Origin of the sequence: Stenotrophomonas sp. 22692, from assembly GCF_052045015.1 — a bacterium.
Lineage (GTDB): Bacteria > Pseudomonadota > Gammaproteobacteria > Xanthomonadales > Xanthomonadaceae > Stenotrophomonas > Stenotrophomonas geniculata.
The window spans coordinates 55,942-74,269 of the sequence record NZ_JBQEMR010000008.1 but is presented as its reverse complement, the minus strand read 5'-3'; the positions used below and the strand labels follow the sequence as shown (position 1 = coordinate 74,269).

At 68.1% G+C, this 18,328-nt stretch carries 16 protein-coding genes, 1 other RNA gene and 1 pseudogene; 14 read left to right on the top strand and 4 right to left on the bottom strand.

All coding sequences use genetic code 11. From position 1 onward, the window contains the following. Positions 1 to 74: 74 nt before the first annotated feature. Together ACTJJM_RS09255 and ACTJJM_RS09250 are read right to left on the bottom strand one after the other, a co-directional pair. Entirely contained in the window at positions 75 to 443 is a 369-nt protein-coding gene (locus tag ACTJJM_RS09255; protein WP_029379788.1) for a YraN family protein, read from the bottom strand. Then, a complete protein-coding gene (locus ACTJJM_RS09250; protein WP_440865419.1) occupies positions 433 to 2,154 on the bottom strand; it encodes a penicillin-binding protein activator in 1,722 nt (573 codons plus the stop codon). The genes ACTJJM_RS09255 and ACTJJM_RS09250 overlap by 11 nt, the downstream gene beginning before the upstream one ends. An 81-nt stretch (positions 2,155 to 2,235) precedes the next feature. On the opposite strand from ACTJJM_RS09250, the gene rsmI reads away from it, so the two are divergent. Together rsmI and rnpB are read left to right on the top strand one after the other, a co-directional pair. Next, positions 2,236 to 3,054, top strand: a complete 819-nt coding sequence (gene rsmI / locus ACTJJM_RS09245; RefSeq protein ID WP_010481946.1) for a 16S rRNA (cytidine(1402)-2'-O)-methyltransferase — start codon at positions 2,236 to 2,238, stop codon at positions 3,052 to 3,054. A 134-nt stretch (positions 3,055 to 3,188) separates the two neighbouring features. Continuing rightward, positions 3,189 to 3,540, top strand: an RNA gene (rnpB, locus tag ACTJJM_RS09240) — RNase P RNA component class A. Positions 3,541 to 3,629: 89 nt separating this feature from the next. Here rnpB and ACTJJM_RS09235 read toward each other — a convergent pair. Beyond that, positions 3,630 to 4,109, bottom strand: a complete 480-nt coding sequence (locus ACTJJM_RS09235) for a DM13 domain-containing protein (RefSeq protein WP_010481944.1) — start codon at positions 4,107 to 4,109, stop codon at positions 3,630 to 3,632. Positions 4,110 to 4,210: 101 nt separating this feature from the next. Beyond that, positions 4,211 to 4,963, bottom strand: a complete 753-nt coding sequence (locus ACTJJM_RS09230) for an NRDE family protein (protein WP_043397934.1) — start codon at positions 4,961 to 4,963, stop codon at positions 4,211 to 4,213. Positions 4,964 to 5,286: 323 nt separating this feature from the next. Between ACTJJM_RS09230 and mraZ the strand changes: the two genes are divergently transcribed. The 12 genes and pseudogenes from mraZ to ACTJJM_RS09170 form a co-directional block, all read left to right on the top strand. Then, complete coding sequence (gene mraZ / locus ACTJJM_RS09225; protein ID WP_004143635.1) at positions 5,287 to 5,733, top strand: division/cell wall cluster transcriptional repressor MraZ; 447 nt, start codon at positions 5,287 to 5,289, stop codon at positions 5,731 to 5,733. A 14-nt stretch (positions 5,734 to 5,747) separates the two neighbouring features. After that, a complete protein-coding gene (rsmH, locus tag ACTJJM_RS09220; RefSeq protein WP_010481940.1) occupies positions 5,748 to 6,716 on the top strand; it encodes a 16S rRNA (cytosine(1402)-N(4))-methyltransferase RsmH in 969 nt (322 codons plus the stop codon). Then, positions 6,713 to 6,976, top strand: a complete 264-nt coding sequence (gene ftsL, locus ACTJJM_RS09215; RefSeq protein WP_005412242.1) for a cell division protein FtsL — start codon at positions 6,713 to 6,715, stop codon at positions 6,974 to 6,976. The genes rsmH and ftsL overlap by 4 nt, the downstream gene beginning before the upstream one ends. Further along, positions 6,973 to 8,817, top strand: a complete 1,845-nt coding sequence (locus ACTJJM_RS09210) for a peptidoglycan D,D-transpeptidase FtsI family protein (RefSeq protein ID WP_043397940.1) — start codon at positions 6,973 to 6,975, stop codon at positions 8,815 to 8,817. Before ftsL ends, ACTJJM_RS09210 begins: the two co-directional genes overlap by 4 nt. Beyond that, entirely contained in the window at positions 8,814 to 10,322 is a 1,509-nt protein-coding gene (locus tag ACTJJM_RS09205) for a UDP-N-acetylmuramoyl-L-alanyl-D-glutamate--2,6-diaminopimelate ligase (RefSeq protein ID WP_099560067.1), read from the top strand. Before ACTJJM_RS09210 ends, ACTJJM_RS09205 begins: the two co-directional genes overlap by 4 nt. Continuing rightward, on the top strand, positions 10,319 to 11,713 hold the full coding sequence (locus tag ACTJJM_RS09200; protein ID WP_440865418.1) for a UDP-N-acetylmuramoyl-tripeptide--D-alanyl-D-alanine ligase: 1,395 nt from the start codon (positions 10,319 to 10,321) through the stop codon (positions 11,711 to 11,713). The genes ACTJJM_RS09205 and ACTJJM_RS09200 overlap by 4 nt, the downstream gene beginning before the upstream one ends. Continuing rightward, positions 11,703 to 12,788 carry a phospho-N-acetylmuramoyl-pentapeptide-transferase gene (gene mraY / locus ACTJJM_RS09195; RefSeq protein WP_010481929.1) on the top strand — a complete coding sequence of 362 codons (1,086 nt, stop codon included), beginning with the start codon at positions 11,703 to 11,705 and terminating at the stop codon, positions 12,786 to 12,788. The genes ACTJJM_RS09200 and mraY overlap by 11 nt, the downstream gene beginning before the upstream one ends. Before the next feature lies 1 nt (position 12,789). Further along, a complete protein-coding gene (gene ftsW, locus ACTJJM_RS09190; RefSeq protein WP_049411261.1) occupies positions 12,790 to 14,109 on the top strand; it encodes a putative lipid II flippase FtsW in 1,320 nt (439 codons plus the stop codon). Next, entirely contained in the window at positions 14,106 to 15,191 is a 1,086-nt protein-coding gene (gene murG / locus ACTJJM_RS09185) for an undecaprenyldiphospho-muramoylpentapeptide beta-N-acetylglucosaminyltransferase (RefSeq protein WP_159359804.1), read from the top strand. Before ftsW ends, murG begins: the two co-directional genes overlap by 4 nt. Before the next feature lie 40 nt (positions 15,192 to 15,231). Continuing rightward, on the top strand, positions 15,232 to 16,668 hold the full coding sequence (murC, locus tag ACTJJM_RS09180; RefSeq protein WP_099560100.1) for a UDP-N-acetylmuramate--L-alanine ligase: 1,437 nt from the start codon (positions 15,232 to 15,234) through the stop codon (positions 16,666 to 16,668). Continuing rightward, positions 16,665 to 17,627 carry a D-alanine--D-alanine ligase gene (locus ACTJJM_RS09175; protein WP_010481924.1) on the top strand — a complete coding sequence of 321 codons (963 nt, stop codon included), beginning with the start codon at positions 16,665 to 16,667 and terminating at the stop codon, positions 17,625 to 17,627. The genes murC and ACTJJM_RS09175 overlap by 4 nt, the downstream gene beginning before the upstream one ends. Then, a pseudogene (locus tag ACTJJM_RS09170) lies at positions 17,624 to 18,301 on the top strand (cell division protein FtsQ/DivIB); the annotation flags it as partial. The gene ACTJJM_RS09175 and the pseudogene ACTJJM_RS09170, both read left to right, overlap by 4 nt. Positions 18,302 to 18,328: the final 27 nt, after the last annotated feature.

Sequence of the window (18,328 nt, the reverse complement as noted above, 5' to 3'; positions counted from 1 at the left end):
GCTGGTAGGTGCCAACCTTGGTTGGCACAGAAGCGCCGACCAAGGTCGGCCTCTACCAGAGCGGACGGTACACATCAGCAATCATCCAGCCGGAACGCATCGCGCAGCCAGTTCAACTGCGGTGGTTCACCCGTGGCTTCCACCACATCGAAACGGCAGGGCGCATCGGCAAGCGCGGGATGGTCCTGCAGGTACAACAACGCGGCATGCGCCAGGCGTCGACACTTGCGCACATCCACTGAGGCCGCACCGCCACCGAAATCGGATCGCGCGCGGTAACGCACTTCCACGAACACCACGGTGCCGGCGTCGTCCATCACCAGGTCCAGTTCACCGCCGCGATAACGCACGTTGCGCGCACGCGGCTGCAGTCCGGCCTGTTGCAGATGCTGCTCGGCGGCGGCTTCCACCGCCGAGCCCCGTTGGCTGCGCTCAGCGACCACCGACGATCGGCATCGGCCGGCCGCCATTGAAGGTGGACCAGGCCGGCTGGCGCAGGATGTTGCCGTTGCTGTCCAGGAACAGGGTGCCGGTGGCGCCGTCCAGGCCGCCTTCGTTGGACAGCTTGTCCAGGTAGGCGGTGATCTTCCAGGCATCGGCGCCGAAGGCGAACAGGCGGCCGGCGGCACCGCGTGCGCTGGGCAGGGTGCTGGCGACCTGGCTGGCTGAGGGCAGGCCGGACACGCTGCGCACGTTCCAGGCTTCGTTCGGGTAGACGATGCCGTCCAGCGCCACGTCTTCTTCCACCTTGCCGCTGCCGACGGTCAGCTGCGAGGTGCCCACGCGGGTGGCGCCACCGGCACCGGCCAGCGCCAGCTGCGGCGCCAGCAGGCGGGCCTGCGGCGCGCGCACGGCGAGGAACACGGCATCGACCTGGCCGGCATTGCGCACCTGCGCGCCGACATCGCCAACCGCGTCGCTGACGCCGACGGTGGCCACCACCTGGCCACCACGCTGAGCGAAGCGCTGGGCGAAGGCGGCGGCGGCACGGCGGCCGGTATCGTCGGCGCTGTTGATCACCAACGCCTTGCCGCGCTCGCGGCCACGCAGGTATTCGGCAGCGACGATGCCGTCGTCTTCCGGTGCCAGCGAGAAGCCGGCGCTGCCGGCCGGCGGCGCGTCCTTGCCACGGTTCAGGGCCAGCACCGGCACCTGCAGCTGCTGGCGGCCATAGACCGCATCCACTTCGTCACGGCCCAGCGGGCCGACCACGAAGTCGGCGCCGGAGGCGACGGCCTTGTCATAGGCGGCCAGCGCACCAGCCGGGGTACCGGCGGTGTCGATGAAGTTGATGTCCGGGCGGCGGCGGGTCTCGCCGTAGTACGCGGCCAGCAGGCCATCACGCACCGGCTGCGCGGCGGTGGCCAGGCGGCCGCTGAGCGGCAGCAGCACGGCCAGCTTGGCCGGCGGACGGTAGCCGTCGCTCATGGCCGGCGGGCGCTTGCTGGTATCGAACTGGGCGGCGCCATCGCGGTCGAACGGGCGCGGCAGCGGCAGGCCACGCGCGATCAGCGCACGGCCGGCGAAGTTGTACAGCGGGTCGTTGGCCGGCAGCGCGGCGGCACGGCTGCGCAGGGTGGCGTCGTCAAGCGTACCGAGCAGACCGGCGATGGCGGCCTGGTTCTCGCTGCGTGCGCTGCCGGTCAGGCTGGCGTGGGCGCGGGCGCGCTCGGTGGCGGCACCGAAGGCATCGCCGGTGCCCTGCAGCGCGTTGGCGCGGGCTACGTGCCAGCGCGTGCGCAGCGCGGGGAAGACGTTGTCGCCCTGTTCCTTCAGCAGGGCCAGGGCCTGCGCCGGCTGCTTGTCGGCCAGTGCCAGCTCGGCGCCGGTCAGCTGGTAGCGCTGCAGGCTGGCGCCGGACAGCTGGCGGGCGGTGAGCTGGCCGAGCAGGCTGCGCGCGCGGGCACTGTCGCCGGCCAGGTGCCAGGCCCAGGCGGCATCGGCCAGGGCGTTGCTGCGGGCGCCACCTTTCAGGGTTGCGGCCAGCGCTTCCAGCTGCAGGGCGGCGTCGCGCGGTTTGCCGTGTTCGATCAGCGCCAACGCCTGGCTCTGGGCCGGCGATTCGGGCGCGCTGGTCAGGCTGGTGGTGGCACAGCCGGCCAGCAGCATCAGCGACAGCGACAGGGCGGAGATCCGTGCGGCGGGCTTGTTCATGATCGGGTCCATGCGATGAGGGCAGCGGCCTTGGCCGGGTACACGCTACGATTCTACCCTTGCCCCGTGAGTACCGCTGAAATGAGTGTCCCAACCCTGTACGTCGTCGCCACCCCGATCGGCAACCTGGCCGATCTGAGCCCGCGCGCGCAGGAGGTGCTGCGTTCGGTGGCGGCCATCTGTGCCGAGGACACCCGCCGCAGCGGCCAGTTGCTGTCCCATTTCGGCATCCAGCAGCCGCTGGTGGCCCTGCATGAACACAATGAAGAGGCCCTGGCGCAGCGCTTGGTGTCGCGCCTGCAGGCCGGTGAGTCGCTGGCGCTGGTCAGCGATGCCGGCACCCCGCTGGTCAGTGACCCCGGTTTCCGCCTGGTGCGTGCCGCGCGTGCGGCCGGCATCAAGGTCAGCCCGATCCCGGGGGCCTGCGCCGCCATCGCCGCGCTGAGCGTGGCCGGCCTGCCCAGCGACCGTTTCAGTTTCGAGGGTTTCCTGCCGGCCAAGGCCAGTGGCCGCCGCGACCGGCTGCAGGCATTGGCGGGTGAAGTGCGCACGATGGTGTTCTACGAATCCTCGCACCGCATCGGCGAATCGCTGGCGGACATGGCGGCGATCTTCGGCGGCGAGCGCCCGGCGGTGCTGGCGCGCGAGCTGACCAAGCTGTTCGAGACCGTGCTCGATGGCGATCTGGCGGGGCTGCTGGCCAAGGTGGAAGCCGACGAGAACCAGCGCAAGGGCGAGTTCGTGGTGATGGTGCAGGGCGCCGGCGACGATGAGGAAGCGCAGCTGGCGCATGGCCGTCGCGTGTACGCCACGCTGAGCGAACACCTGCCGCCGTCGACCGCGGCGAAGCTGGCGGCCGAGCTGACCGGCGCGCCGCGCAAGGCGTTGTACGGGAGTTGATGGATCGTGCGGACCAAGGTCCGCACCCATCAGAGCGGAGGTGGCAATAGATCCACGCCATGCGTGGATGGATGAACCGGATGCCGCGATCAGCACGGCAGGAAGGACGTGCGTAGGCTAGAATGTGCGCTGGCGGAGCCGGCCAGACAGTCGCGTCATCCCTTCGGGGGTGCCGAGGAAAGTCCGGGCTCCATAGGGCAAGGTGCCAGGTAACGCCTGGGCGGCGCAAGCCGACGGAAAGTGCAACAGAAAGATACCGCCTACGTCTTCTTCGGAAGGCCGGTAAGGGTGAAATGGTGCGGTAAGAGCGCACCGCGAGTCTGGTAACAGACCGGCACGGCAAACCCCACCTGGAGCAAGACCAAATAGGGATCCTTTGGCGCGGCCCGCGTTGGATCCGGGTAGGTTGCTTGAGCGTTGCGGTGACGTAACGCCTAGAGGAATGACTGTCCACGACAGAACCCGGCTTATCGGCCGGCTCCGCCTCTTTCTTACGGTAGGCCGAGCATGGCTCGGCTCTACAGTAGAGCCGAGCCATGCTCGGCTGCTCTCCGCCCAGATGCTTGGGATGTTGTTCAACCCGGCGTGCGGTACTGCCCGGCGGAAATGAACTGCTCGAACCGTTCGCACCACACCACTACGGTGGTGTAATCGTCCACGTTGACGCTTTCAGGCACGTCCACCAGGAAACGGTTGAAGGTCTTCACCTCGCCGATGCGCTGGGCCTGTGCCTTGATCTTCAGGAAATCGGCCTTGTTGTCGACGAAGTCGCGCACGAGGTAGACCTTGTAGTCCGGCCCCGGGCCCATCTTGCCGTCGAACGCGACCTGGCGCGGGCTGACGCTGACCTTGCCGTCGGCCCAGTGCACGGCGTCGCTGCCCTTGAGGTCGCGACGGAAGGTGGTGTGGTAACGGGCGTCGCCCATCGCCGCCTGTACCTGCGCGACCGGCGGGTCGTCGGGAGCGATCAGGATCGGCAGCAGGTAGATGCCAAGGCCGAAGCCGAGGCCGAGGGCGAGCAGGTGGGTGACGACAAGTACGAGAACACGGCGCATCGATGACTCCCTGTGGATCGGTGAGGCGCGCGGCAGAACCGCGCCGGGTCATCGTGTGGCGTGCGTGCAGACATTTATAGACACAGAAAACAGGTACAGGGTCAGAAATCGACCTGGCTCTGGCCGAGGGCGACACCCTGCGGGCCGAAGCGACGCTCGTGGATCTGCCCGTGCCCTTCGGCATCGATCAGCAGCACCGTGCTGGCGCGGGTGCCATAGTCGTCGCCGCGGATGAAGGCCGGGCTCAGCCAGCGCTCGCGTTCCAATCCGATGCCGGTGTCGGGCAGGTCGCTGTCGGCGGGGCGATGTTCGTCCGCCAGGGCGGCCCAGAGCGGGGTCAGGTCCTCATCGCCGGCCTCGAACCAGGCTTCAAGCGCAGCCATCAGCCGCCGGGTCTTCGGCCAGGGCGCGTCCAGCGCGCCGTTGGACATGCCATGCACGCCCGGGCCCAGGCGCTGGCGCTCGGCAGGGTGGTTGCCCAGGAACTCCAGGCTGTGGCCGTCGGCCAGCAGCAGGTTGAATGGGGCGTAGGCGCCGGCCACCGTTGCCAGTCGGTCGATATGCACGGCGGCGGGGTCGCGGCCGCGCAGGAAGTCGGCCACCAGCGCACCCCGTGAAGGACCGGTCTGGGCGGCCAGCGGGTCGCGGACATTGGTGACCACGGCCATGCGTCCACCCGCACCGACGCCGGCCCAGCCGCCGCCGGAGCGCAGGTCGCGCCCCCCGATGACGGAGGTCTCATCTTGCCAGGGGGCCAGCGCCGCTGTCGGTCGGGCGTGGAACTCATCACGGTTGCCGGTCATCACCAGCCGCCAGCGCGGGTGGTGCATCCAGCCAAGAGCGAGCAGGCACATGGCCTCATTGTGCACGGTTTGCGCAGTCTGGTGCCGCTTCCTGCCCGTCCCGGATGAATGCGCGAGCGATGTTTCACGCTCTGTCCACACCCCTGAACTTCCGTTCAATCTCAAAAATTGAGACGGATCAGCAACTTGTGGATAAGCCTTGAACAATTCTCTAAAGGTTGTTGCAAGCCATTGATGCGGCTGGCGATTTCCCCGCTGAAAAGTTGTTGACAACCCTTCGGCCGCTGCTAAGGTGGGCATCAGAGGGAAATCCGGGTGTTTTGTGGGTTTTCGTGGTTCAATGTTTCACCGGGCGAAGGATAGGTGCACGCGTCGTGTTCCAGGGCGAGACGGCCATCACAGTTGACGATAAAGGGCGCATGGCGGTTCCCACCGCTTACCGCGACCTCGTCGCGCGCGCCAGCAACAACCGTCTCGTGCTGACCTACAACCCGTTCGAAGCCGGCTGCCTGTGGCTGTATGCAGAGTCGGAATGGGAGCGGGTCCGCGACGACGTCATGTCCAAGCCCAACACCCAGCGCGTCGTGCGCCTGTTGCAGCAGAAGCTGGTCGGCTCGGCCGCCCATCTGGAGCTCGACGGCAACGGTCGCATCAGCATCCCCGCCAGCCACCGCGGTGCGGTGGGCATTGAGAAGAAGGCGGTATTGCTCGGTATGGGCGACAAGTTCGAATTGTGGAGCGAGCAGGCGCATCGGGCCCTGATCCAGCAGACGTTGTCTGACGAGGATCTGGGTGATGGGTTGCTCGACCTGAAGTTGTGAGCCGGGGTGCCCGGATGCGCCCAGAAGCGCAGGCCGGTCACCTTCCGGTGTCGCAGTCGCCGGCGGTGCACCTGCCGGTCCTGTACACCCAGGTCATCGAAGGCCTGAGGGTGATCGAAAACGGACGTTATCTGGATGGCACGTTCGGTCGTGGCGGTCATGCACGTGGCGTGCTCACCCAGCTTGGTCCCGAGGGGCGCCTGCTGGTCATGGACAAGGATCCGGAAGCCATTGCCGTTGCCGAGCGCGATTTCGCGCCGGACCCGCGCGTGTCGATCTTCCGTGGCAGCTTCGCCCAGCTGCTGCAGTGGGATGCGACGGCCGAAGGCCTGGACGGCGTGCTGTTCGACCTGGGCGTGTCGTCGCCGCAGCTGGACGTGGCCGAACGTGGCTTCAGCTTCGGCAAGGACGGCCCGCTGGACATGCGCATGGATCCGGACAGCGGCGAAAGCGCCGCGCAGTGGATCAACCGCGTCGAAGACCGCGAGATTGCCGACGTGCTGTGGACCTACGGCGAAGAGCGGCAGAGCCGCCGCATCGCCCGTGCCATCGTGGCCCGCCGCGAGAAGCAGCCGTTCACCCGCACCGCCGAACTGGCCGAGCTGATTGCCTCGGTGATGCCGCGTGGCAAGGACAAGATCCACCCGGCCACGCGCAGCTTCCAGGCCATCCGCATCCACATCAACCGCGAGCTGGCCGATCTGGAAGCCGGGCTCGATGCGGCGGTGGAACGGCTCAAGCCCGGTGGCCGCCTGGCGGTGATCAGCTTCCATTCGCTGGAAGACCGCATCGTCAAGCAGTACATGAACCGCCTGGCCAAGGCGCCGCCGGCCAACCGCCGCCTGCCCGAGGCGGTCGCGTTCGTGCCGACGCTGGACCTGATCGGCGGTGCCATCAAGGCCACCGACGAAGAGCTGGCCGCCAACCCGCGCGCCCGCAGCGCCGTGCTGCGCGTGGCCCAGAAGCGGGAGGCCGATGCATGAGCCGGCTGCTGCTGATCATCCTGCTGGCTTCCACCGTGGCCTCGGCGATCGGCGTCGTGTTCGTGCGTCACCGTCACCGGCAGACGTTCATCGAGTTGTCGCGCGCCGAGCGCAAGCGCGATGACATCAATCTGGAATTCGGCCGCCTGCAGCTGGAGCAGGCGACCCTGGCCGAAGCCAACCGTGTCGATCGCATCGCCCGCGAGAAGCTCGGCATGAAGTTCCCCGAGGCCGCCGACATCGTGGTGGTGCGGCCATGAGCAAGACCGGCCGCAACCGCCCGCGCAACGCCTTCAACCTGCGCCAGCGCCTGCGCTGGGTCGCGCTGGCGCTCGGCCTGTGCTCGGTGTCGCTGGTCGGTCGTGCCGCCTACGTGCAGATCGTCAACAGCGATTTCTACCAGCGCCAGGGCGAGGCCCGCTACCTGCGCGAACTGCCGATCAAGACCTCGCGCGGCATGATCACCGACCGCAATGGCGAGCCGCTGGCGGTATCCACGCCGGTCGCCTCGATCTGGGTCAACCCGCAGGACCTGCTGCGCTCGCCCGAGCGCATTCCGGAGCTGGCCCAGGCGGTCGGCATGTCGGTGGATGAGCTGAGCAGCCGCCTGTCGCAGAAGTCGGACAAGGAATTCATGTACCTGCGTCGCCGGATCAATCCGGACGAGGCAGAAAAGGTGGTCGCGCTGAAGATTCCGGGCGTGGCCGCGCAGCGCGAGTTCCGCCGCTTCTACCCGCAGGGCGAAGCGATGGCGCACGTGCTGGGCTTCACCAACATTGACGACCGCGGCCAGGAAGGCCTGGAGCTGGCGTTCGACGAATGGCTGCGCGGCAAGGCCGGTGCGAAGCGGGTCATCCGCAACCGCAAGGGCGAAACCGTCGAGAGCGATCTGCTGCGCGCTGCTGAACCGGGCAAGGACCTGACCCTCAGCATCGATCGCCGCATCCAGTACCTGGCGTTCAAGGAACTGCGCAACGCGCTGGTGGCCAACAAGGCGGCCGGCGGTTCGATGGTGATCATGGACGTGACCACCGGCGAGATCCTGGCCATGGTCAACCTGCCGACCTACAACCCGAATTCGCTGACCGGCGCGCTGCCCGATGCGCGCCGCAACCGTGCGGTGACCGATCTGGTCGAGCCGGGTTCGACGATGAAGCCGCTGACCATCGCCACCGCGCTGCAGGCCGGTGCGGTGACCAAGGACACCATCATCGATACCAACCCGGGTTACATGACCCTGGGTCGCTTCACCATCCGCGACGTGCCGCGCAACAACGGCGTGCTGAACGTGACCGGCGTGATCACCCGCAGTTCGAACGTGGGCGCGGCCAAGGTTGCGGCGAAGATGCCGGACCAGGTGTTCTACGACGGCGTGCGCCGCTTCGGCTATGGCTCGGTGCCGCATAGCGGTTTCCCCGGTGAATCCGGTGGCGTGGTGCTGCGCCCGGCGCGCTGGTCGGGCACCACCAAGACCACGATGTCCTACGGCTACGGCCTGAACGTCACCCCGCTGCAGATCGCTACGGCTTATTCGGCACTGGCGAACGGCGGTCGTCTGATCGCGCCGACCTTCGTCAAGGGCCAGCGCAATGAAGGTCAGCAGATCATCGACGAGAATGTCGCCAAGCAGGTGGTGGCGATGATGGAAACGGTGGTCACCCAGGGCGGCGCCAAGCAGGCGGCGGTGCTGGGTTACCGCGTGGCCGGCAAGACCGGTACCGCGCGAAAGGCCGGTCCGGGCGGCTACGAGCGCGGCCACTACAACGCGCTGTTCGCCGGCGTGGTGCCGGCCACCAACCCGCGCTTCGCCACCGTCATCGTCATCAACGACCCGCAGGCCGGCAAGTTCTACGGTGGCCTGGTGTCGGCGCCGGTCTACCACAACGTGATGGAAGGCACTCTGCGCCTGATGGACGTGCCGCTGGACGACCTGCAGTCGTGGCTGGCCGCACAGCAGTCCGGCAAGGTCGGCCACTCGGCCTCGATCCTGCCTGCGCCGCCCGCAGAGGCTGCGCTGCCGGTGGATGCCGCCGCTGAATTCGACGCTGCGCTGCCCAGCGCGCAAGCCCAGACGCCGCCCGCTACGGGAGGCACGCAATGAGTCCTTCGATGTTGCTTTCGCAGTTGCTTCCGGACGTGGCCCTGGCGGGCCATGATCCCGTTCTGACCGGCCTGGTGCTGGACAGCCGCGCCGTGCGCCCCGGCAATGCCTTCGTCGCCATCGCCGGTTTCGGCGCGCATGGCCTGGGCTTTGTCGAGCAGGCCCGCGCGGCGGGCGCTGGCGCCATCCTGTTCGAACCGCCGGCCCCTGCCGAGTTGCCGGCCCCGGCCGATGCGATCGCGGTGCCGGGCCTGCGTGCGCGCATGGGGGCGATGGCCGACCAGTTCCATGGCGCACCGTCGCGGGCGATGGCGATGGTGGGCGTGACCGGCACCAACGGCAAGACCTCCACCGTGCAGCTGCTGGCCCAGGCCTGGCACCTGCTCGGCACGCCCAGTGGCAGTATCGGCACGCTGGGCGCCGGACTTTATGGTGCGGTTGAACCGACCGGTTTCACTACGCCGCTGGTGCTGCAGATGCACGCGCTGCTGGCGCAGCTGCGCGACGCCGGTGCGCGCGCGGTAGCGATGGAAGTCAGCTCGCACGCGCTGGACCAGGGCCGCGTCGATGCCGTGCATTACGACGTGGCGGTGTTCACCAACCTCACCCGCGATCATCTGGATTACCACGGCGACATGGCCAGCTACGGCGCGGCCAAGGCGCGGCTGTTCCATCGTCCGGGCCTGAAGGCTGCGGTGATCAATCTTGACGACGCCTTCGGCCGCCAGCTGTTTGCCGGCCTGCCGGCGGGCGTGCAGCCGATCGGACTGAGCTCGCGTGGTGCCAGCGATGCCAGCGTGCGCGCTGAAGCGCTGCAGCTGGATGGCCGAGGCATTGCGTTCGAACTGGTCATCGACGGCCAACGTGCCGCGGTGCAGTCGCCGCTGCTGGGCCGGTTCAACGTGGACAACCTGCTGGCCGTGGCCGGTACCCTGCATGCACAGGGCCAGCCGCTGCCACGCATCGCTGAAGTGCTGTCGGCGCTGCAGCCGATCCGCGGCCGCATGAACCGCCTCGGCGGCGAAGACGGCCTGCCGACCGTGGTGGTCGATTACGCACATACCCCGGACGCGCTGGAACAGGCATTGGACAGCCTGCACGGCCACCTGCACGGCGCGCTGTTCTGCGTTTTTGGCTGCGGTGGCGAGCGCGATACCGGCAAGCGTCCTCAGATGGCCGCGATCGCCGAGCGCCTGGCCAACCAGGTCATCGTCACCGATGACAACCCGCGTGGCGAGGATGGCGACGTGATCGTGGCCGACATCCTGGCCGGCTTCCAGCACGCCGATGCCGTGACCGTGCAGCGCAACCGCGCGCGTGCGATCGGCCTGGCGGTGAAGCGCGCCGGTGCCGGCGACATCATCCTGATTGCCGGCAAGGGCCATGAGCCGTACCAGGAAGTAAATGGCGTGCGCCATGACTTCGACGACACCGAAGTGGCTGCGGCTGCACTGGCGGCCAAGGCCGGTGTTCTGCAGGCACAGGCCGGGGAGGGCGCCGCATGAAGCGCACCCTGCTTTCGCTGATCGCACACTGGGCCGGTGGCGAGATCCACGGCGACGACGTGGCCATCGATGCAGTCAGCAATGACACCCGCAACCTGGGCCCGGGCAGCCTGTATGTGGCGCTGCGCGGTGAGCGTTTCGACGGCCATGATTTCGCCGCCGACGCACAGGCGCGCGGTGCCAGTGCGCTGCTGGTCGAGCGCCTGCTGCCGATCGAGCTGCCGCAGGTGCTGGTGGCCGACAGTGAACTGGCGCTGGCGAAGATCGCCACCGGCATGCAGCGTGACCGCGGCACCGAGGTGTTCGCGATCACCGGCAGCAATGGCAAGACCAGCGTGAAGAGCCTGCTGCTGTCGATCCTGCAGCAGGTGGCCCAGCACGCGCACAAGGTGGTCTACGCCAACCCGGGTAACCGCAACAACGAGATCGGCCTGCCGCTGGCGGTGATCGACGCGCCGGAAGATGCCGACTACGCCGTCTACGAGATGGGCGCTGGCAAGCCTGGCGATATCGCCTACCTGACCGACATCGCCCGCCCGCGCTATGCGCTGGTCAACAACATCGCCCCGGCCCATCTGGAACGCATGGGCAGCCTGCTCGGCGTGGCAGTGACCAAGGGCGCGATCTATGCCGCATTGCCGGCCGATGGTGTGGCGGTGATCAACGCCGACGATGCCTACGGCCGCTGGTTCGAACAGCATTTCGTCGGCACTCCGCCGCGCTGCCGCGTGCTGCGCTATGGCCTGGAACATACCGCCGACGTGACGGCGCGCGACATCCGCGCCGGTGCGCAGGGCAGCCAGTTCACCCTGGTTTCGCCGGCCGGCGAAGCGCGCGTGGTGCTGGGCCTGCCGGGTCGCCACAACGTCAGCAATGCGCTGGCCGCCGCCAGTCTGGCGCTGGCGGCCGGTGTCGATCTGGCGCTGATTGCGGCCGGGCTGGCCGAGGCGCAGCCGGTACCGGGACGCCAGATTGCCCATCAGCTGCGCAACGGCGCGGTGCTGGTGGACGACAGCTACAACGCCAACCCCGGTTCGCTGGCTGCGGCCATCGATGCCCTGGCCGCTGCCCCGGAAGAGGGCTGGCTGGTGCTGGGTGACATGCGCGAGCTGGGCCCGGACGCTGAAGCGCTGCACGCGCAGGCGGGGCTCCGCGCGCGCGCTGCTGGGCTCAAGCGCCTGTATGCGCTGGGCCCGCTCAGCGCTGCTGCCGCCACCGCCTTCGGCGAAGGCGGCCGTCATTTCGCCACCCATGACGCGCTGTCGCAGGCGCTGAAGGACGAGCTGCACGCCGGCGTGCGCTGCCTGGTCAAGGGTTCCCGTGGCAGCGCCATGGACACGATTGTCAAAGCGCTGCTGGCGCAAGGAGAGGAATCCCCGCATGTTGTATGAACTGGCTCGATGGTTGCAGCAGTTGGAGAGCCTGTTCGGGCTGTTCAACTACCAGACGTTCCGCGCCATCCTTGCCGCGCTGACGGCCCTGTTCCTGTCGCTGTGGCTCGGCCCGGCGATGATCCGCAAGCTTGCCCAGTTCAAGGGCGGCCAGCCGATCCGCAAGGACGGTCCGCAGACCCATTTCTCCAAGGCCGGCACACCGACCATGGGCGGTTCGCTGATCCTGCTCACCATCACACTGTCGGTGCTGATGTGGGCTGACCTGCGCAACCGCTACGTGTGGCTGGTGCTGGCGGTGATGCTGTGCTTCGGCGCCATCGGCTGGTATGACGACTGGATCAAGATCGTCCGCCGCGACCCGAACGGCCTGAAGTCGCGCTGGAAGTACCTGCTGCAGTCGATCTTCGGCCTGGCCGCGGGCCTGTTCCTGTTCTACACGGCCGACGTGCCGGCGGCGCTGACCTTCTACATCCCGATGTTCAAGTCGATCGCGCTGCCGCTGGCCGGCATCGGCTTCGTGGCCATCGCCTACTTCTGGATCGTCGGTTTCTCCAACGCGGTGAACCTGACCGACGGCCTGGACGGCCTGGCGATCATGCCGACCGTGCTGGTGGCCTGCGCGCTGGGTGTGTTCGCCTATGCCTCGGGCAACGTGGTGTTCGCCAACTACCTGCAGATCCCGCAGATCCCGGGCGCCGGCGAGCTGGTCATCATCTGCGCGGCCATCGCCGGTGCGGGCCTCGGCTTCCTGTGGTTCAACACCTATCCGGCCATGGTGTTCATGGGCGACATCGGTGCACTGGCGCTGGGTGCGGTGCTGGGCACGATCGCGGTGATCACCCGCCAGGAACTGGTGCTGGTGATCATGGGCGGCGTGTTCGTCATCGAAACGCTGTCGGTGATGATCCAGGTCGCCTCGTTCAAGCTGACCGGCAAGCGCGTGTTCCGCATGGCGCCGATCCATCACCACTTCGAACTGAAGGGCTGGCCGGAGCCGCGCGTGATCGTGCGCTTCTGGATCATCTCCGTCGTGCTCGTGCTGATCGGCCTGGCCACGTTGAAGGTGCGCTGAGATGAACGACCTGTCCCGCCAGGCAACACGCCTTGAAGCCATCGAAGGCAGCTACGACAAGTGGCTGCTGGGCGCGATCATCGCGCTCACGGGCATTGGCGTGGTGATGGTGGCGTCCAGTTCGATCGCGCTGATGAGCAGCCCGTTCTACTACCTCAACCGCCACCTGATCTTCCTGGCGGTGGGCATCGTGCTGGCGGTCGTTGCCGCCCGCACTGAACTGAAGTCCATCGAGCAGTACAACCAGATGCTGCTGCTGGGCTGCTTCGTGCTGCTGCTGGCGGTGTTCGCACCGGGCCTCGGCAGCACGGTCAACGGCGCACGCCGCTGGATCAACCTGGGCATCTCCAAGTTCCAGACGGTGGAAGCGGTGAAGGTGCTCTACATCGTCTGGCTGTCCAGCTATCTGGTGCGCTTCCGCGACGAGGTCAACGCGACCTGGCCGGCGATGCTCAAGCCGTTGGGCGTGGCCGGTGCGCTGGTGCTGTTGCTGCTGCTGCAGCCGGACTTCGGTTCGTCCACCCTGCTGCTGGCGATCACCGCCGGCATGCTGGTGCTGGGCGGTGTGAACATGCCGCGCATGTCGATGCCGGTGATCATCGGCCTGGTCGGCATGAGCGCGCTGGCGATCATCGAGCCGTACCGCATGCGCCGCATCACCTCCTTCCTGGACCCGTGGGCCGACCAGCAGGGCGACGGCTACCAGCTGTCCAACGCGCTGATGGCGGTGGGCCGTGGCGAGTGGACCGGCGTCGGCCTGGGCAACTCGGTGCAGAAGCTGTACTACCTGCCTGAAGCGCACACCGACTTCATCTTCTCGGTCACCGCCGAGGAATTCGGCTTCCTGGGCACCTGCGTGATCGTGGCCCTGTACGCGCTGCTGGTCGGCCGTACCTTCTGGCTGGGCATGCGCTGCGTGGAAATGAAGCGCCACTTCTCCGGCTATATCGCCTTCGGCATCGGCCTGTGGATCAGCATGCAGACCTTCGTCTCGATCGGCGTGAACCTGGGCATCCTGCCGACCAAGGGCCTGACCCTGCCGCTGATCTCCTCCGGCGGTTCGTCGGTGCTGATGACCTGCGTGGCGATGGGCCTGCTGCTGCGCGTGTCCTATGAGCTCAAGCGCGCCGAGCGCCGCCAGGCCGTGCGCATCGGCGGCGCCGAAGACGCCGCTGCCGAGCCGATGGACGGGCCCGCCGCGCCGGTGGCCGCCAGCGTGCCGATGAGCGCCGAGCCGGTGGCTGCCGCTGCGCCGAACGCTGCGCGTGGCACCAGCCGCCTGCAGTCGCGCATCGAACCGACCTTCGGGAGGCTGTCATGAGCAGTGCTTCCAACGCCCGCCCGGTGATGATCCTGGCCGGTGGCACCGGCGGTCACATCTTCCCCGGCCTGGCCGTGGCCCGCGTGCTGCGCCAGCGCGGCGTGCCGGTCACCTGGATGGGTGCCGACGGTGCGATGGAAACGCGCCTGGTGCCACAGCACGACATTCCGATCGACACGCTGGCCATCACCGGCCTGCGCGGCAAGGGCAAGCTGGCCCTGCTGGGCGCGCCGTGGCGGCTGATGCGCGCGCTGCGCGCGGCCGGCATGATCATCCGCAAGCGCCAGCCGCGTGCGGTGGTCGCCTTCGGTGGCTTTGCCTCTGGCCCCGGTGGCATGGCCACCCGCCTGCACGGCCTGCCGCTGCTGGTGCACGAACAGAATCGCGCGCCCGGCATGACCAACCGCATCCTGTCGCGCTATGCGCGCCGGTTGCTGACCGGCTTCCCCGGTACCTTCGCCAAGGGCGAGGAGTTCGTCGGCAACCCGGTGCGTGCGGAGATCGCGGCCATCGCGCCGCCGGAGCAGCGCTTCGCCGACCGCCACGGCCCGCTGCGCGTGCTGGTGGTCGGCGGCAGCCAGGGGGCGCGTGCGCTCAACACCGGCGTGCCGCAGGCGATTGCCGCGCTGGGCACGGGTGTGCCGGTGCAGGTGCGCCACCAGAGTGGCGAGAAGCTGCATGCCGAAGCGGTCGAGGCGTATGCCAAGGCCGGCGTGCAGGCTGAAATCACCCCGTTCATCGCGGACATGGCCGAAGCCTTCGCCTGGGCCGACCTGGTCGTGTGCCGTGCCGGCGCGTCGACGCTGGCCGAGCTGTGCGCGGTCGGTGTCGGCAGCGTGCTGGTGCCATTCCCCGCCGCCGTCGACGATCACCAGACCCGCAATGCGGAGTACCTGGTCGAGCGTGGCGCGGCGGTGTTGCTGAAGCAGGACGGAACGCTGGCCGACGGCATTGCCGCACTGCTGCGCGATCTGTCCGAAAATCCCGCCCGCCGCATGCAGATGGCGCAAGCCGCGCGTGCCCTGGCCAAGGTCGATGCCGCCGAGCGCATCGCCGATATCATTCTTGAGGAAGTTGTATGAAGAAGGCCTGCCACTGCGCCTGCCCTGCGCGAGGCCGCGCATGATCCGTCGCCTGCACGACACCAACGACCTGGTGCGCGCATTCCCGCGCGTGCATTTCGTCGGCATCGGCGGCACCGGCATGAGCGGTATCGCCGAAGTGATGCTGACGCTGGGCTATGAAGTGTCCGGTTCGGACAACGCCGACAACGTGGCGACCCGCCGCCTGGCCAGCCTGGGTGCGCGCATCATGCGCGGCCACTCGGCGGCCAACGTGCTGGGCACCGACTGCGTGGTGGTCTCCAGTGCCATCCGCGAAGACAACCCGGAACTGATGGAAGCGCGCAGCCAGCGTATTCCGATCATGCCGCGCGCAGCGATGCTGGCCGAACTGATGCGTTTCCGCCGTGGCATCGCCGTGGCCGGCACCCATGGCAAGACCACCACCACCAGCCTCACCGCTGCGGTGCTGAGCGAAGGTGGCCTGGACCCGACGTTCGTGATCGGTGGTCAGCTGCTGGCTGCCGGTGCCAACGCCAAGCTGGGCAGTGGGCAGTGGTTGGTGGCCGAGGCCGACGAAAGCGATGGCAGCTTCCTGCGCCTGAACCCGCTGATGTCGATCATCACCAACATCGATGCGGATCATCTGGAGAACTACGGCAACGATTTTGCCCGCGTGCAGGCGGCGTTCGCCGAGTTCCTGCAGCGCCTGCCGTTCTACGGCCTGGCGGTGCTGTGCATCGACGACCCGGAAGTGGCTGCACTGGCCGCCAAGACCCCGCGCCACGTGATGAGCTACGGCATGAGCCCGCAGGCTGACGTGCGCGCCGAGAACGTGGTGCAGGAAGGCTCGCGCATGCGCTTCACCCTGCGCCTGCCGCAGGGCACCAGCCAGGAAGTGGTGCTGGCGCTGCCGGGCAGGCACAACGTACTCAACGCGCTGGCCGCCGCCGCGGTGGGCTGGCAGCTGGGCGTGGCCCCGGATGCCATCGCACGCGCGCTGGAAGCCTTTGCCGGTGTCGGCCGTCGCTTCAACGACCTGGGCGAGGTGACCACCGCCAGCGGTGCCAAGGTCCGCATCATCGACGACTACGGTCATCACCCGAGCGAGCTGGAAGCCGTGTTCGCTGCCGCCCGCGGTGGCTGGGCCGACAAGCGCCTGGTGGTGGCCTTCCAGCCGCACCGCTACAGCCGTACCCGCGACCAGTTCGACAAGTTCGCCGCGGTGCTGTCCAGCGTCGACGCGCTGGTGCTGAGCGAGGTCTACCCGGCCGGTGAAGAGCCGATTGCCGGTGCCGACTCGCACGCGCTGGCCCGTGCCATCCGTGCGCGCGGCCGCAGCGAGCCGGTGGTGGTGGGCAAGGCCGCCGAACTGGCCAGCGTGCTGCCGGACGTACTGCAGGACGGTGACCTGCTGCTGATGATGGGGGCGGGCGACATCGGCGCCGTGGCCACCCACATCGCGGTGGAAGGCTTCAAGGGGGAGGGCGAGGCGTGAGCACGCTGACCTTCCCGCCGCTGCACGTGACCGACCCGGCTCGCTTCGGCCGCGTCGCCGTGCTGCTCGGTGGCACCTCCAGCGAACGCGAGGTATCGCTGGATTCCGGCCGCAACGTGCTCGAAGCCCTGCAGTCACGCGGCGTCGATGCGTTTGCCGTGGACGGCATCCCTGCGCTGGCCAAGGCGCTGGCCGCCGGTGGCATCGATCGCGTGTTCAACATCCTGCATGGCCACAACGGTGGTGGTGAGGACGGCATCGTGCAGGGCTTGATGGACGCCTTCGGCGTGCCGTACACCGGCTCGGACGTGCTGGGTTCGGCGCTGAGCATGGACAAGATCCGCACCAAGCAGGTGTGGCTGTCGCTGGGCCTGCCGACCCCGCAGTACAGGAAGGTCGACGCGTCGAACGTACATGCGCTGGCGGCCGAACTGGGCCTGCCGGTGGTGGTGAAGCCGGCCAACGAAGGTTCCAGCGTGGGCATCAGCCGGGTGACCGATGATGCGGGCCTGGATGAGGCCGTGGCGCTGGCCGCGCGCTACGACGGCCAGCTGCTGATGGAGCAGATGGTGGTGGGCGACGAACTGACCGTGGCCATCCTGGGGGATGTCGCGCTGCCGTCGATCCGCATCGTGCCCAAGGGCCAGTGGTACGACTACAACGCCAAGTACATCGCCGAAGACACCCAGTATCTGTGCCCGGGCCTGGACGGTGACGACGAAGAAGAAATCCGGCGCATCGCGCTGGCCGCATTCCGTGCCGCCGGTTGCCGTGGCTGGGGTCGCGTGGACGTGATGCGCGATCGCAGCAGCGGCCGCTTCTTCCTGCTGGAAGTGAACACCGCGCCGGGCATGACCAGCCATTCGCTGGTGCCCAAGGCCGCGGGCCAGGCCGGCATCAGCTTCGAAGAGCTGGTGTGGCGCGTGCTGGAACAGACCCTGGAGGCCTCGCACGCATGAACGCGGTGCTGCGCATCTTCGTCTGGCTGTTGGCGCTGTCGGTGGTTGCACTGCCGGTGGTGGCCGTGGTCAATGGCTGGGTCGGCGCCGAGCGCTGGCCGCTGGCGAAGCTGCGCGTGCATGGTGAGTTCAAGCGGGTGCCGGCCGAACAGCTGCAGCAGGTGCTGCTGCCGTACGCGCGCGCCGGCTTCTTCGCAGTCAAGCTGCAGGACGCGCAGGACGCGCTGGAACAGCTGCCGTGGGTGGAAAGCGCGCAGGTGCGCAAGCAGTGGCCGGACGTGCTGGAAGTGACCCTGGTCGAGCACAAGCCGTTCGCGCGCTGGGGCAGCGACCGCCTGGTTTCCGAGCAGGGCAAGTTGTTCCCCACGCCGAAGAAGCTGGCCGACCTGGCGCTGCCCGAACTGGATGGCCCCGACAGCCAGACAGAAGAAGTGATGAAGCTGTACAGCGACTCGCGTGCATTGTTCGCACCGGCCGGCGTCGACGTGCGCCGGGTGACGATGGATGCACGCGGCAGTTGGTCGCTTGTGCTGAGCAACGGCACCGAAGTGGTGGTGGGCCGCGACGACGCGCGCTCGCGCATGCAGCGCTTCGTCAAGGTGCTGCCGCAGCTGAACCGTCAGGACGCGCCGATCGAGCGCGCGGACCTCCGTTACACCAATGGTTTCACGCTGAGCTGGGGTACCCCGGCCACGCCGGCG

Coding starts and splice junctions, on each gene's coding strand:
- ACTJJM_RS09210 (WP_043397940.1), top strand. CDS start 6,973: ATGAGCAAGACCGGCCGCAACCGCCCGCGCAACGCCTTCAACCTGCGC.
- ACTJJM_RS09200 (WP_440865418.1), top strand. CDS start 10,319: ATGAAGCGCACCCTGCTTTCGCTGATCGCACACTGGGCCGGTGGCGAG.
- rsmI (WP_010481946.1), top strand. CDS start 2,236: ATGAGTGTCCCAACCCTGTACGTCGTCGCCACCCCGATCGGCAACCTG.
- murC (WP_099560100.1), top strand. CDS start 15,232: ATGATCCGTCGCCTGCACGACACCAACGACCTGGTGCGCGCATTCCCG.
- ACTJJM_RS09235 (WP_010481944.1), bottom strand. CDS start 4,109: ATGCGCCGTGTTCTCGTACTTGTCGTCACCCACCTGCTCGCCCTCGGC.
- rsmH (WP_010481940.1), top strand. CDS start 5,748: ATGCGCCCAGAAGCGCAGGCCGGTCACCTTCCGGTGTCGCAGTCGCCG.
- ftsW (WP_049411261.1), top strand. CDS start 12,790: ATGAACGACCTGTCCCGCCAGGCAACACGCCTTGAAGCCATCGAAGGC.
- mraY (WP_010481929.1), top strand. CDS start 11,703: ATGTTGTATGAACTGGCTCGATGGTTGCAGCAGTTGGAGAGCCTGTTC.
- ACTJJM_RS09250 (WP_440865419.1), bottom strand. CDS start 2,154: ATGAACAAGCCCGCCGCACGGATCTCCGCCCTGTCGCTGTCGCTGATG.
- ACTJJM_RS09230 (WP_043397934.1), bottom strand. CDS start 4,963: ATGTGCCTGCTCGCTCTTGGCTGGATGCACCACCCGCGCTGGCGGCTG.
- ftsL (WP_005412242.1), top strand. CDS start 6,713: ATGAGCCGGCTGCTGCTGATCATCCTGCTGGCTTCCACCGTGGCCTCG.
- murG (WP_159359804.1), top strand. CDS start 14,106: ATGAGCAGTGCTTCCAACGCCCGCCCGGTGATGATCCTGGCCGGTGGC.
- ACTJJM_RS09205 (WP_099560067.1), top strand. CDS start 8,814: ATGAGTCCTTCGATGTTGCTTTCGCAGTTGCTTCCGGACGTGGCCCTG.